The sequence below is a fragment of the Telluria sp. RT2P19 genome, from assembly GCF_059685725.1.
Map to the genome: position 1 here is coordinate 49,428 of NZ_JCASIL010000016.1, position 14,501 is coordinate 63,928.

At 64.7% G+C, this 14,501-nt stretch carries 8 protein-coding genes; 3 read left to right on the forward strand and 5 right to left on the reverse strand.

Annotated elements, in window-relative coordinates; genetic code table 11:
* The first annotated feature begins 151 nt into the window (after window positions 1-151).
* On the forward strand, window positions 152-2,413 hold the full coding sequence (locus AC56KW_RS18990; protein ID WP_497172228.1) for a family 1 glycosylhydrolase: 2,262 nt from the start codon (window positions 152-154) through the stop codon (window positions 2,411-2,413).
* A 610-nt stretch (window positions 2,414-3,023) separates the two neighbouring features.
* Here AC56KW_RS18990 and msbA read toward each other — a convergent pair.
* Entirely contained in the window at window positions 3,024-4,751 is a 1,728-nt protein-coding gene (gene msbA / locus AC56KW_RS18995; protein ID WP_497172229.1) for a lipid A export permease/ATP-binding protein MsbA, read from the reverse strand.
* Window positions 4,741-5,982, reverse strand: coding sequence for an O-antigen ligase family protein (locus AC56KW_RS19000; protein WP_497172230.1), 1,242 nt, complete (start codon window positions 5,980-5,982; stop codon window positions 4,741-4,743). The genes msbA and AC56KW_RS19000 overlap by 11 nt, the downstream gene beginning before the upstream one ends.
* Before the next feature lie 101 nt (window positions 5,983-6,083).
* On the opposite strand from AC56KW_RS19000, the gene AC56KW_RS19005 reads away from it, so the two are divergent.
* Window positions 6,084-6,899, forward strand: a complete 816-nt coding sequence (locus AC56KW_RS19005) for a glycosyltransferase family 2 protein (RefSeq protein WP_497172231.1) — start codon at window positions 6,084-6,086, stop codon at window positions 6,897-6,899.
* A 1,376-nt stretch (window positions 6,900-8,275) separates the two neighbouring features.
* On the opposite strand, the gene dnaE is transcribed toward AC56KW_RS19005, so the two are convergent.
* Both dnaE and AC56KW_RS19015 read right to left on the reverse strand, forming a co-directional pair.
* The gene (gene dnaE / locus AC56KW_RS19010) at window positions 8,276-11,770 is read right to left on the reverse strand and encodes a DNA polymerase III subunit alpha (RefSeq protein WP_497172232.1); all 3,495 of its coding nucleotides are present in this window, start codon (window positions 11,768-11,770) and stop codon (window positions 8,276-8,278) included.
* Between the two features lie 227 nt (window positions 11,771-11,997).
* Complete coding sequence (locus tag AC56KW_RS19015) at window positions 11,998-12,666, reverse strand: PEP-CTERM sorting domain-containing protein (protein ID WP_497172233.1); 669 nt, start codon at window positions 12,664-12,666, stop codon at window positions 11,998-12,000.
* A gap of 299 nt (window positions 12,667-12,965) precedes the next feature.
* Between AC56KW_RS19015 and AC56KW_RS19020 the strand changes: the two genes are divergently transcribed.
* The gene (locus AC56KW_RS19020) at window positions 12,966-13,856 is read left to right on the forward strand and encodes a sulfurtransferase (RefSeq protein ID WP_497172234.1); all 891 of its coding nucleotides are present in this window, start codon (window positions 12,966-12,968) and stop codon (window positions 13,854-13,856) included.
* Between the two features lie 39 nt (window positions 13,857-13,895).
* Here the strand turns inward: AC56KW_RS19020 and AC56KW_RS19025 are convergent, their stop codons facing one another.
* Window positions 13,896-14,495 (reverse strand): DUF4214 domain-containing protein, encoded by a 600-nt coding sequence (locus AC56KW_RS19025; RefSeq protein WP_497172235.1) that lies wholly within the window; start codon window positions 14,493-14,495, stop codon window positions 13,896-13,898.
* Window positions 14,496-14,501 lie beyond the last annotated feature (6 nt).

Genomic DNA, 14,501 nt, shown 5'->3' on the forward strand with positions numbered 1-14,501 from the left:
GTAAGCCGTTGAGTTAAAAAGGGTAATTATTGAAATTCCGACATAAAGTAGGAATTGTCCGAAAAAGACGAATTGTGTTGGCTACCTCACATATGCGCTCGCATCTGGCCGTTAGGCTGGGATCTGTGTTCATCACGCAGGTACAGCTTTCATGAATATTCACAACGACTCTTCCATGCCGGACCTGGCCCTGTGGGGCGGTCTCGAATGCACGGTCAACCGCGTACGCGACAACTACTTCAGCCAGATGGACCGCAATGGCCACGCCGAGCGCCTGCAGGACATCGAACGCTTCGCCTCCCTCGGCATCCAGGCGATCCGTTACCCGGTGCTCTGGGAGCGCACCGCACCCGACGGCGTCGACAAGGCCGACTGGTCATGGGCCGACGAGCGCCTGACGGCGCTGCGCCAGCTGGGGGTCAACCCGATCGTGGGGCTGGTCCACCACGGCAGCGGCCCGCGCCACACCAGCCTGGTCGATCCCGCCTTCCCCGACCTGCTGGCAGACTACGCCGGCGCGGTGGCCGCGCGCTACCCGTGGGTCGAGTACTACACGCCGGTCAACGAGATCTGCACCACGGCGCGCTTCTCGGGCCTGGCCGGGGTCTGGTACCCGCACGGCGGCGATGAAGCGACCTTCATCCGCGCCTTGCTGGTCCAGTGCCGCGCCACCGTGCTGTCGATGCGCGCGATCCGCGCCGTCAATCCGGACGCTAAACTGGTCCAGACCGACGACCTGTCGAAGACCTATGGCACGCCCGAGATGGAAGAGATCACCGGCTTCTTCAATGAGCGCCGCTGGCTGGCCTGGGACCTGCTGTGCGGGATGGTCGACGAGCACCACAAGCTGTGGGGCTACCTGCTCGATTCCGGCGCGACCGAGGACGAGCTGCGCTGGTTCCACGAGAACCCCTGCCCGCCCGACGTGGTCGGCGTGAACTACTACATCACCAGCGAGCGCTGGCTCGACCATCGTCCCGAGCGCTATCCCGAGACGCACCGCCACGTCTACCGCGGCGTGGCGCATGCCGACGTCGAGGCGCCGCGCGCACTGGCCACGCCGACGCCCGGCATCGCCCCACTGCTGGTGGAAACCTGGGAACGCTACGGCCTGCCGATCGCGATCACCGAAGCGCATATCGACGCCAACCGCGAAGACCAGATGCGCTGGCTGCTCGAGATCTGGAATGCCGCGCTCAAGGTGCGCCAGCAGGGCGCCGACGTGCGCGCGGTCACGGTCTGGGCCCTGCTCGGCTCCTTCGACTGGAACTGCCTGGTGACCGAATGCCGCGGCTACTACGAGCCTGGCCCGTTCGACGTGCGCGGCGCCACGCCACGGCCGACCGCGGTCGCCACCCTGATGCGCGAGCTGGCCAGCAAGCGGCCGCTGTCGAATCCCGTGCTGCAGGGCGAGGGCTGGTGGCGCCGGCCGGGACGCTTCCTGTGCAAGCCGGTCGCGACCCGCACGGCGGTTGCCGACATCGCCGTGCGCAGCCAGTTCAAGTCCAGCCGCGTGCAGCCGATCCTGATCTCGGGCGCCAGCGGCACCCTGGGGTCGGCCTTCAAGCGCATCTGCGAAAAGCGCAACCTGGCCTGCCACGTGCTGACAAGGCAAGAGATGGACATCACCGATCCGGCCTCGGTCGAGGCGGCGATCATGCGCTTCAAGCCATGGGCGATCGTCAATGCGGGCGGCTACGTGCGGGTGGACGAGGCCGAGGGCGACACCGAGCGCTGCATGCGCGAGAACACACTGGGGCCGACCGTGCTGGCGCTGGCCTGCATCCGCCACGCGCTGCGCTTCATGACCTTCTCGACCGACCTGGTGTTCGACGGCGCCAAGGAGCAGCCGTATGTCGAGTCCGATCCGGCCAATCCGCTCGGCGTGTACGGGCGCAGCAAGCTCGAAGCCGAGCAGCGTGTGCTGGACGCCGACCCGCAGGCGCTGGTGATCCGCACCAGTTCCTTCTTCGGTCCCTGGGACCAGCACAATTTCGTGACCCAGGCGCTCAATGCGCTCGACGCCGGCCTGCCGTTCCAGGCGGCGCGCGACGTGACGGTGTCGCCGACCTATGTGCCCGACCTGGTCAACGTCTCGCTCGACCTGCTGATCGACCGCGAACGCGGGGTCTGGCACCTGACCAATGGGGAGGCGGTGAGCTGGGCGGAACTCGCGCGGCGCGCCTGCGCGGCGGCCGGCGTGTCGGACGAGAAGCTGCAGGAAGTCTCGACCGACGCGTGCGGCTACGTGGCGCGCCGGCCGGGCTATAGCGCGATGAGCAGCGAACGCGGTTTGCTGCTGCCGTCGCTCGACGATGCGCTCAAGCGGTATGTGGAGGCGGTGCAGGAACGGGCCAACGGCATCGGCCTCGGTCAGGAGCAAGCGGGGGAAGCAGCGCATTACGCGCGTTGAGCGCGCAGACGCGTGAGGCGATGCGGGGCGATGTGGGGTGGCGTTGGGCGATGTGGGGTGGTGTCGGGCGATGTGGGGTGGTGTCGGGTGATGTGGGGTGGCGTTGGGTGATGTGGGGTGGCGTTGGGTGATGTGGGGTGGCGTTGGGTGATGTGGGGTGGACGGCTTCGCCGTCCACGCGGTGATGGTGATCGCTTCCAGCGTCGCGCCGGATGATCTGGTGGCCAACTATCACCGCGTGGACGGCAAGCCGTCCACCCCACATTGATTGCGTCGGTCGTTTATGTTGCCTCGGATGCCGTGAACTACAGGTGATACAGATTGGCATACATGCCCTTCAGCGCCAGCAATTGTTGGGTGATGTGGAGTGATGCTGTGTGATGTGGGGTGGCGTTGGGTGATGTGGGGGTGGCGTTGGGTGATGTGGAGTGATGCTGTGTGATGTGGGGTGGCGTTGGGTGATGTGGGCGATGTTGGGTGATGTGGCGTGGACGGCTTCGCCGTCCACACGGTGATGGTGATCGCTTCCAGCATCGTGCCGGATGATCTGGTGGCCAACTATCACCGCGTGGACGGCAAGCCGTCCACCCCACATTGATTGCGTCGTCGCTTATGTTGCCTCGGCTGCCGTGAACTGCAGGTGATACAGATTGGCATACATGCCCTTCAGCGCCAGCAATTCATCATGCGTCCCCTGCTCCACGATCCGCCCGGCTTCCATCACCACGATGCGGTCGGCCCGCTCGATGGTCGACAGGCGGTGCGCGATCACGATCGTGGTGCGGCCGGCCATCAGGGTGTCGAGCGCCGCCTGGACCGCGCGTTCGCTCTCGTTGTCCAGCGCCGAGGTGGCCTCATCCAGAATCAGCAACGGTGCGTCCTTGTAGATCGCGCGTGCGATCGCCACCCGCTGGCGCTGGCCGCCCGACAGGCGCGAACCGTTCTCGCCGATGCGCGTGTCGATCCCGTCCGGCAAACGCGCCACGACATCGGTCAAGTGCGCCGCGCGCACCGCCGCCGCCAGGCGTTCGTAGTCGACCTGCTCGGCGCCATAGGCGATATTCGCCGCCAGCGTATCGTCGAACAGCACCACGTTCTGGCTCACCATCGCGATCTGGCCGCGCAGCGACGCCAGCTTGATGTCGGCATACGGCACGCCATCGAGCAGCATGCGGCCGCCTTCCGGATCGTAGAAGCGCGTGACCAGGTTGACGAACGTCGACTTGCCCCCGCCCGACACGCCCACCAGCGCCACCGTCTGTCCCGGCTGCACGTCGAGCGAGACGCCGTTCATGGCCGGAGTGAGCGCATTCGGGTAGCGGAAGACCACGTCCTCGAGCACCAGGTGGCCGCGCGCGCGGCCCAGTTCGCGGCTGCCGGTATCGCGCTCGGGTGCCGAGTCGATGATACCGAACACCGTCTCGGCGGCCGCCATCCCGCGCTGCATCGGGCCGTTGACCTCGGCCAGCGATTTCAGGGGCGTGAGCAGCATCAGCATCATGGTGACGAACTGGGTGAACTCGCCGACCGTCATGTCGGCCTGAATCGCCAGCACGATGACGAGCGAAAGCGCCAGCGAGGTGGCGATCTGGGTCACGGGGGTGGTGGCGGCGAAGGCCACCGTCATGCGCTGCGAGAAGCCGCGCAGCGCCTCGCTGCGCTGGTGGAAGCGCTGGCGCTCGTAGCGCTCGCCCGAGAACACGCGGATCACCTGGTGGCCGCGCGCGGCTTCCTCGACCACGCCGGTCATCTCGGCGGTGACACGCTGGCTCTCGCGGTTCAGGTTGCGCAGGCGCTTGGTGGTGGTGCGCACGATGACGGCGGTCAGCGGGATCACGATAATGGCGACCAGGGTCAGCTTCCAGTTCAGGTACAACAGGGTGCCGAGCAGGCCGATCACGACCAGCACGTCGCGCACGCAAGCCACGAACACCGACTGGATCATGTCGACCACCTGGCGCACATCGTTGACGACGGTGTTGATGATCTTGCCCGTCGATTCGTCCTGGTAGCGCGCCACCGGCAGGCGCAACACCTTTTCGAAGGCCATGGCGCGCATGTCGTTCAGGACCCGGGACAGCACCCAGTTGTTGAAGTAGGCCGTGCCGAAGGTGCCGACGCCGCGCAGGACGAAGATCGACACCAGGATGGTCGGGATCCACCACAGGCTGAAGGCGATGTTTTCCTTGAAGCCGTCGTCGAGCAGGACCTTGAGCGCCTCGCCCAGCAGCGGCTGGGTGGCGGCGGTGACGGCCATCGACAGCAGCGCCATCCAGGCGCGCGATTGGTACGGTTTGACCAGCGCCAGCAGGCGCCGGGCGATGACTTTAGTTTCCACGTTGTTCAACCTTTACATCCCTCGCCGGCTGCGCAACCAGGCAGAATCCCATGAGCAGGAACACCATCAGCGCATAGAACATGCTGCCCTTGAGGGACCAGAAAATGACTTCGGTCAGGCCGAAGCTGAAGTAGCACAGCACCACCAGCATGCCGGCCAGCGCCGGCGCGAAGCGTCCGGCCCGTTCGGCGCTGGCGCGGCCCATCTGGCGCGCGAAGAACACGAACGGCGCCACCAGGATGCCGACCCAGGCAAGAAACCCGAACACGCCGCCGGTGGCGAGCGCCTGCAGGGCGTCATTATGCAGGTGTTCGAGCGACAGGATCGCCGGATCGAGCGTGCCCTGCTCCACCAGGCGGCGGATCTCGGCGCGCACCGTGTTGCGGTCCAGGCCGAACAGCGGCCGCTCTTCGATCAGGATCGCCGCCCCCTTCCACAATTCGAGCCGGGTGCCGACGTTGGTGAAGACATTGCCGCCGTCGACCCAGGTCTGGACGTCGTCCACGCCCTGCAGCGCACGCTCCTGCATGCCGGTGGCCGGCACGAAGAAGGCGGCGGCGACCAGGGTAAAACTCCCGGCCAGCAGCAGGCGCACCTTGCGGCTCTGGAGCAGCTGGGCATAGCTCAGGAACAGCAGTGCCGCCAGCGCCAGCGCGATCCAGGCCCCACGGGTGCCGGTCAGCATGCAGGCGGCCAGGCCGGCCAGCGCGCCGACACCGGCCAGCACCGCCTTGCGCGTGTGGTGGCGGTAGTCGATCGCCGCCGCCAGCGCCACCAGACCCAGGACCATGGCCAGGTCGCCGAAGGTGATCGCATTCAGGAAGCCGCCGGGACGCTCGATCTGCAGCACGATGCGCTGCCAGGCCACGAAGGGCAGCGCGGCCACGCTGCCGGCGACCACGCCCCACCACAGCGTGGCGGGCGCCGGACGCGCCACCAGGACCAGCGCCATGGCGGAGAGCGCGAGCAGCATGCGCGAGGGCTTGTCCAGGTAGTCGAGACCGGCCTCGGGCCGGATCAGCACCGCCACGATGGCAAGCGCGAACTGGAACCAGAAGGCCGCGACGACCCAGCGCACCTCTTTCCAATGGGGGGTCAATGCGGTCCAGGCCTTGCGCGGCACGCACAGCGCCGACAGCAGGAACAGGAGGCTGCTGAAACCGATGCCGGAAGGAGTGGTCAGGCTAAGGAAGGGAAACAGGAAGGCCTGGAAGCCGATCCAAACCTGCATTGGCTCCCGGGACATCATCGGCTTATTGTTCATTCAGGTTCTTGTGGGATATTCTTGCGGCCTAGGCGCTCAATTGGACAGCAATGCAGCAAACACAGACAATGTCGGTCGTGATCACCACATACAACCGTCCCGACGCCCTGGAGGCGGTGGTGGAAGCCTGTTTTTTACAGGACGACAAGAATTTCGAAATCATTATCGCTGATGACGGCTCGACTGCCAACACGCGGGACTGCATCGACCGCCTGCGCGCACGGGCGCCAGTGCCGGTAAAACACGTGTGGCAGCCGGACGACGGCTTTCGCGCCGCCATGGCGCGCAACCGCGGCACGCTGGCGGCAACAGGCGACTATATCATCTTCCTGGACGGCGATTGCGTTCCGCAACGTGACTTCATCAGCCGCCACCGGGCCTTGGCGCAGCCGGGATTCCTGGTCTCGGGCAGCCGCATCCTGCTCAGCCAGCGGCTAACCGAGCGCGTCCTGCGCGAGCATATCGACGTCGCCGGCCTTGGCATGGGCGAGCGTGTGCGTTACCGGCTTGCCGGCGACATGAACAAGGTGGTGCAGACGATGCTGCGCTGGCCCGACGTCGGCCGCGTGCGCCGGAAGTTCAGCTGGCGCCGCATCAAGAGCTGCAACCTGGGGGTGTGGAAGTCGGACCTGGTCAAAGTGAATGGCTTCGACGAGAGCTTTACCGGCTGGGGGCACGAGGATTCGGACCTGGTCGTGCGCCTGTTCCATGCCGGGGTGCTGCGCAAGGACGGCGCGCTGGCCACCGAGGTGCTGCACCTGTGGCACCGCGAGGCGCAGCGGGACCAGGAGTCGAGCAACCGCAAGGTGGTGCTGGAGCGGGCCAAGAATGGGACGACGCAGGCGACGGTTGGCTTGCGGGAACACGCACAGCCGGAGCGCTAGCCTCTGCCGCGCGAAGGGCGGCCAGACACCGTGGGGGGGACGGCTTGTCCGGCCACGCGTGCAAATAACCGCAGTGTCGCGACAGTGCTTGCCTGGATTTATGGCAGTGGCGCGACAACGCCCGCCTGGATTATGGCAGTGGCGCGACAACGCCCGCCTGGATTTATGGCAGTGTCGCGACAGCGCCCGCCTGGATTGAACGCGTGGGCGGGAGACCCGCCCACCCCACATACAGGCTGACCTGGCTCTCTACTGTCACGTCCTCCGGCCCCAGCTTCTTCGCTGCCACTACGGTCGAACACGGCCACTACGCACGCGAACTGGGTTCGCTCCTGCGCCGGAAACGACGGTCAGTAGCCGCAACCTGGCTTCGCGCCTGCGCCGGAACGACGGTCAGTAACCGCAACCTGGGTTCGCGCCTGCGTGAAGAACGCGCAGTAACGTGGGGTGGACGGCTTGTCCGTCCACGCGTTCAAATGACGGCAGCGTCGCGACAGCGCTTGCCTGGATTTACGGCAGTGTCGCGACAGCGCCCGCCTGGATTGAACGCGTGGGCGGGAGACCCGCCCACCCCACATACAGGCTGACCTGGCTCTCTACTGTCACGTCCTCCGGCCCCAGCTTCTTCGCTGCCACTACGGTCGAACACGGCCACTACGCACGCGAACTGGGTTCGCGCCTGCGCCGGAAACGACGGTCGGTAACCGCAACCTGGCTTCGCGCCTGCGCCGGAACGACGGTCAGTAACCGCAACCTGGGTTCGCGCCTGCGTGAAGAACGCGCAGTAAGGTGGGGTGGACGGCTTGTCCGTCCACGCGTTCAAATGACGGCAGCGTCGCGACAGCGCTTGCCTGGATTTACGGCAGTGTCGCGACAACGCCTGCCTGGATTGAACGCGTGGGCGGGAGACCCGCCCACCCCACATACAGGCTGACCTGGCTCTCTACTGTCACGTCCTCCGGCCCCAGCTTCTTCGCTGCCACTACGGTCGAACACGGCCACTACGCACGCGAACTGGGTTCGCGCCTGCGCCGGAAACGACGGTCAGTAGCCGCAACCTGGGTTCGCGCCTGCGCCGGAACGACGGTCAGTAACCGCAACCTGGGTTCGCGCCTGCGTGAAGAACGCGCAGTAACGTGGGGTGGACGGCTTGTCCGTCCACGCGTTCAAATGACGGCAGCGTCGCGATAGCGCTTGCCTGGATTTACGGCAGTGTCGCGACAATGCCCACCGGGATTGAACGCGTGGGCGGGAGACCCGCCCACCCCACCCCACCCCACCCCACCCCAAGCACCTCACCCCAAGCACCTCACCCCAAGCACCTCACCCCAAGCACCCCACCCCAAGTACCCCACCCCACCCCACACACAGGTAACCTAGTACTCTACTGCCACATCCTTCGCCCCCAGCGTCAGTTCCAGCGCCTGCTTGAGCGTATCCGACGGCGCCACGCGCCAGTCGTCGCCCAGCTGCATGATGTGCGGAATCCCGTTGGTCACCAGGCGCAGGCTGACCGGCATCCCGTCCTGCACCCGGTAAGGCTGCAGCACCTCGGCGATCTTCGCCGGATCGACCGTCGTGGCCAGGTCCATCTCGAGCTTGTGTCCGTACTGGATGCGCGAGGCCGCGATGTCGAACACCTTCTCGGCCGTGATGCGCAGGCCGCCGTTGAAGCGGTCCTCGGACACCTTGCCGACCACCAGCAGGAATTCATCTTCCTTGAGCGCGTGCTTGTTGGCCTCGGCCACCTCGCTGTAGATGGTCACTTCGTGCACGGCGGTCTTGTCGTCCAGCGCCACGATCAGGATCTTGCCGCGCTGGGTCATCTGGGTGCGCACGCCGGTGATCACGCCGCACATCATGCGCGGGTCGCGCGACGGTTCCAGGTCTTTCAGCTTGGTCTTGGCGAAGCGCCGCACCTCTTGCGCGTACGAGTCGAACATATGGCCCGACAAGTAGTAGCCGAGCGCGGTCTTTTCTTCGGACAGCTTCTGGCGGTCGGTCCAGGGCGTGGCTTTCACGTAGTCGGGCGGCGCCACGAGATCCGAATCGTCGCCGCCGAACAGGCTGACCTGGTTGGCGGCGGCGGCCGCCTGGCCGGCCGCTTCCATCGCGAACGCCACCGACGCCAGCAGCACCGCGCGGTCGACGCCGAAGGCATCCATCGCGCCGGCGCGGATCAAGGATTCGATCGTGCGGCGGTTGATCTGCTTGCGGTCGACCCGCTTGCAGAAGTCGAACAGGTCCTTGAACCTGCCGCCCTCGGTGCGGGCGGCGATGATGGCCTCGATCGCGCCCTGGCCCGCCCCCTTCACGCCGCCCAGGCCGTAGCGGATATTGGTCACTTGCTTGCCGGTCTTCGACCTGGCCTCGCCTTCCGGCGTGAAGCGGAACTGCGATTCGTTGACGTCCGGCGGCAGGATCGTGAGCTTGCAGACTTCTTTCGCGTCCTCGACCAGGATCTTGATCTTCTCGGTGTCTTCCATCGCCAGCGACATATTGGCTGCCATGAACGCGGCGGTGTGGTGCACCTTCAAATACGCCGTGTGGTACGACAGCAGCGCATACGCGGCCGCGTGCGACTTGTTGAAGCCGTAGCCCGCGAACTTTTCCATCAAGTCGAAGATCTCGTCGGCCTTTTCGGTCGACAGGCCATCCTTGGCGGCGCCGGCGCGGAAGATCTCGCGGTGCTCGGCCATCTCTTCGGCCTTCTTCTTGCCCATCGCGCGGCGCAGCATGTCGGCGCCGCCAAGCGAGTAGCCGCCCACGATCTGCGCCATCTGCATGACCTGCTCCTGGTAGACCATGATGCCGTAGGTCTCGGACAGGATGGACTCGGTGCGCGGATCGGGATAGTCGAACTTCTCGCCGTGCTTGCGCTTGCAGAAGTCGGGAATCAGGTCCATCGGGCCCGGACGGTACAGGGCGACGAGCGCGATGATGTCCTCGAAGCGGTCGGGGCGCGCATCCTTGAGCATGCCCTGCATGCCGCGCGATTCGAGCTGGAAGATGGCGACCGTCTTGGCGTCGCTCAGCAACTTGTACGAGGCGCGGTCGTCCAGCGGCAGCTTGGCCAGGTCGAATTCGGATTCCGCCGGGTCGAGGTCCTTGATGTAGTTGACGGCGCGGTCGAGGATGGTGAGGGTGGTCAGGCCCAGGAAGTCGAACTTGACCAGGCCCACGGCCTCCACGTCGTCCTTGTCGTACTGCGACACCACGCCGGCGTCGCCACCCTGGGTGTACAGCGGGCAGAAATCGGTGAGCTTGCCCGGCGCGATCAGCACGCCCCCGGCGTGCATGCCGATGCCGCGCGTGATGCCCTCGACCTGCTGCGCGAGGTCGAGCAGCTGCTTGACCTCTTCTTCGTTCTCGAGGCGCTCCTTGAGCAGCGGTTCTTCTTCGATCGCCTCGGCGATCGAGACCGGCTTACCCGGCTTGAACGGGATCAGCTTGGAGATGCCGTCGCAGAAGTTGTAGCCGAAATCGAGCACGCGGCCGACGTCGCGGATCGCGCCCTTGGCCGCCATGGTGCCGAAGGTGGCGATCTGCGACACCGCGTCGCGGCCGTACAGGTCCTTCACGTGCTGGATCACCAGTTCGCGCTTTTCCTGGCAGAAGTCGATGTCGAAGTCGGGCATCGAGACGCGCTCGGGGTTCAGGAAACGCTCGAACAGCAGGTTGTACTTGAGCGGATCGAGGTCGGTGATCTTGAGGGCGTAGGCCACGAGCGAGCCCGCGCCCGAACCGCGGCCCGGGCCGATCGGCACGCCGTTGTTCTTGCCCCACTGGATGAACTCCGCCACGATCAGGAAGTAGCCCGGGAACTTCATGTTGATGATCGTCTTGTTCTCGAACTCGAGGCGCGCCTCGTAGCGCGGACGCTCCTGCTCGCGTTTGACGGGATCGGGATACAGCTGCACCAGGCGCTCCTCGAGGCCCTTCTTGGTCTCGGCGACCAGGAATTCGTCGATCGTCATGCCCGGAGTCGGGAAGTTCGGCAGCTGGGGCTTGCCCAGGGTGAGGGTGACGTTGCAGCGCTTGGCGATTTCGACCGAGTTGGCGAGCGCGCCCGGGAAGTCCTTGAACAATTCGGCCATCTCGGCCTGCGACTTGAAGCACATGTTCTCGTTGAAGCGGCGCACGCGCTTGGCGTTGGCCAGCATCTCGCCCTCGGCGATACAGACGCGCGCCTCGTGAGCGATGAATTCGCTCTTGTCCAGGAACTGCACCGGATGGGTCGCGACCACCGGCAGGCCCAGGCGGCCGGCCAGCGCCACCGAATGGCGCACCTGCTGCTCCTGGTTGGCCTGGCCGGCGCGCTGGATCTCGATATAGAAGTGGCCCGGGAAAATGCGCGCCCAGCGCTCGGCATTGGCCTCGGCCTTGGCGAGGTCGCCGTTCTCGATCGCCTGGCCGACGTCGCCGAAGTGGGCGCCCGAGAGCACGATCAGGGCGTTGGCCTGGGGTTCATCCGGATGCAGGGTCGAGACGGAGGTGGCCAGCGCTTCCAGCCACTCGGTGCGCAGTTCGGCGCGGCCCTTGTGCTGGTTGGTGAGCCAGGCGCGCGCCAGCAGGTCGCACAGCTGCAGGTAGCCGGTGTGGTTCTTGGCCAGGATCAGCAGGCGGTGCGGCTTGTCGCGGTTGTCGTCGTTGGTGATCCAGGCGTCGACCCCGACGATCGGCTTGATGCCCTTGCCGCGCGCCGCCTTGTAGAAGCGCACCAGGCAGAACGTGTTGGCCAGATCGGTCACGGCCAGTGCCGGCTGGCTGTCCTTGACGGCCGCCTTGACCAGGTCGTCAATGCGGACCAGGCCGTCGACGATGGAGTATTCGGAGTGGACGCGCAGGTGGGTGAAAGTCGGGGAAGTCATCCGGGTATTTTACCGCGAGCGGCAGGGTGCCGCGACGTCGGAATGACTGACGGTGGCCGGCTGCATGGCGGCCCGGCCCAGCGAAAACAGCAGAAATCGCAGCGATGCCCCCATTGGGGATCATCACGCGAACAGCACGGGACGACCTTACATAAAACAAGAACCCGCTGCAGGCAGCGGGTCTGGATTGCCAGCCGACCCGGCTGGCGATATACCGTTCAGCGCAATCAGGCGCGCTTGCGGCGGGTAAACGCCAGGCCAGCCATGGCCAGACCCAGCAGGGCGACGCTCGATGGTTCCGGCACTTCGGCAACGTTCAGGCCGTTGACGGTCATGGTCACGTTGTTGTCGATGTTCGCGGTACGAAAGCCAATGGTGTCGAACGAGGTCAGGTTCGATTTGCCGGTTGCCACGAGATCGGCGCCGGTGAGCGATGCGATTTCATCGGCTTCCGGATTTACCCACATGGCGATCGTGTCGTAGGACGTCGAATTGCCGCTCTTGTAGAGGTGAGCGAACAGCTTGTAGGTCTGGCCTTCCGAGATGTTGCTGTTTGGAACGTAAGGACCATCCGTGCCCACAGTGCGCGCAAACAAGTCGTTGGTGCAGTTATTGGCACCGGTACCGCAGTTGGTCTTTACACCGAAGTTCGGACCCTTGTATGCCTCATCGAGATTGCTGGAATTGCCGAACCACAGGCCCAGGAAGTCGTTGTTGCCGAGAGTGCCGGTAAAGCTGAAATCGAAGCCGACAACCACGCCGCCCTTCTGGCTTGCCGGCAACGTGTAGCTGTACGCGGTGTTGGAATCCGACGTGAAGGTCAGGCTCTGCACAGGTGCGGCTGCGGCGATGCCGGTGGTCAGGGCAAGGGCGGCGAAAACGATATTGCGGATCATATTGTTATTTCCTTAGAGGTAACATAATTTAATAAGCGAAAGCTATTAAGCAATATCAATGCCAGCACAGAAAAACAACGATGAATCAAGAACTTATTGACAATTATCAATCTTCTTTCGAGCTCAATGTAAAATTTCCCGACACGCAATCTTTACCATCAAGGTCTCCATATCATTCATGCAGCCAAGCCAAATCAATGCGCTTGCTGTCGCGAAAAGTCGACACTTCCAGACAGCGGCGCCTGCTGATTTATAATGTCGCCCTGTCTTTCCAACCGCCTTTGCAAGGCCCTTCGACCATGTCCTCCCAAAACCAGTACGTCAACATCGCCGCCTATAAATTCATCACGCTCGAGAACCTGGAAGCATTGCGCCCGCAATACCAGGATCTGTGCAACGAGCTCGGACTGAAAGGCACCGTGCTGCTGACGCCGGAAGGCATCAATATGTTCCTGTCGGGGACGCGCGAGCACATCGACCAGTACCTGGCCTGGGTGCGCAGCGACGCCCGCCTGGCGGACCTGGAGTGGAAAGAGAGCCTGTCGACCGAACAGTCGCACAAGCGCATGCTGGTCAAGATCAAGAAAGAGATCATCACCATGCGCATGCCGCTGATCAAGCCGGAGCTTGGCCGCGCGCCGGTGGTCGATGCGAAGACGCTCAAGCGCTGGCTCGACCAGGGCCATGACGACGACGGCGTCGAAGTCGTGATGATGGAAACCCGCAATGCCTTCGAAGTCGACGTCGGCACGTTCAACAACACGCTCGATTATCGTATCGACAAGTTCACCGAGTTCCCCGCCGTCGCGGCCGAGCACAAGGATGAGCTCAACGGCAAGACCGTGGTCACCTTCTGTACCGGCGGCATCCGTTGCGAAAAAGCCGCGATCCACATGAAAGAGATCGGCTACGACCGCGTGTTCCAGCTCGAAGGCGGCATCCTGAAGTATTTCGAGGAAGTCGGCGGCGACCATTACACGGGCGACTGCTTCGTGTTCGACTACCGCACCGCGCTCAACCCGAAACTGGAACCGACCGAGACCGTGCAGTGCTTCGCCTGCCGCGCGGTGGTGACGCCGCGCCAGCAGCTGGCGCCGGAATACGTGATGGGCGTGTCGTGCCCGCATTGCGCCGGCACGCAACCGGCCGCCGGCGAGCCCGGCCACGCACCTGGCCAGGCCATGGCCTGAACGAACGGGGGCGGCGCCGCCTCAGGCGCCGTCCCCCCCTTATGCGAAGGCGCCGGCGGGGTCGGCCACCCCGACCAGCTCGAGTTCATCCATCGCAGTGGGCGCGCCGCTCATGCGCGCAATCGCCAGGTCGATGGCGCCGGGATCGCGTGCCAGATCGCCGGTGATCAGGTTCTTGACGCCAGCCAGGTAGTTAATCGCAATCATGAGGGCCGCCTCGCCGCTGTAGGCGGCTTTTTCTTGCGACGTGTCGATACGGTCGGTAAAGGCAATGGCCACGCCAATCTTGGCGTTGAACGCGAACTGGTCGGCCCCCTGGGCACCTCCCGCCACCATCGTCACCATATTGTCGACCGTCATGGCGCCGGTATCCAGCGCCGTGATCCAGAAATCGCGTCCTGTCTGTTCCGGCGCGCGACCGAACAGGTTGTCGTAGATTTCGTGGACGAGTTCGCGGTGATCGGTGCCGGAATAGGTTGCCTTGTACTCCGCCGTTTCAGCGAAGGCGGCAGCGATCTGCTCGTAGCTCACCACCTGGTTCTCGAGGTTGTCGGCCCAGAACTTCAGGCCGTCGGGATCGGCCGGGCGGCTGAAATAGGCGACATACAGTTCCTGCACCTGGCTGACATAGTTCGCCATGACCCT

Excerpts from the sequence above, each read along its gene's own strand:
- AC56KW_RS19000 (WP_497172230.1), bottom strand. The coding sequence starts at position 5,982 with ATGCAGGTTTGGATCGGCTTCCAGGCCTTCCTGTTTCCCTTCCTTAGC.
- AC56KW_RS19025 (WP_497172235.1), bottom strand. The coding sequence starts at position 14,495 with ATGGCGAACTATGTCAGCCAGGTGCAGGAACTGTATGTCGCCTATTTC.
- dnaE (WP_497172232.1), bottom strand. The coding sequence starts at position 11,770 with ATGACTTCCCCGACTTTCACCCACCTGCGCGTCCACTCCGAATACTCC.
- AC56KW_RS19020 (WP_497172234.1), top strand. The coding sequence starts at position 12,966 with ATGTCCTCCCAAAACCAGTACGTCAACATCGCCGCCTATAAATTCATC.
- AC56KW_RS19005 (WP_497172231.1), top strand. The coding sequence starts at position 6,084 with ATGTCGGTCGTGATCACCACATACAACCGTCCCGACGCCCTGGAGGCG.
- AC56KW_RS19015 (WP_497172233.1), bottom strand. The coding sequence starts at position 12,666 with ATGATCCGCAATATCGTTTTCGCCGCCCTTGCCCTGACCACCGGCATC.
- AC56KW_RS18990 (WP_497172228.1), top strand. The coding sequence starts at position 152 with ATGAATATTCACAACGACTCTTCCATGCCGGACCTGGCCCTGTGGGGC.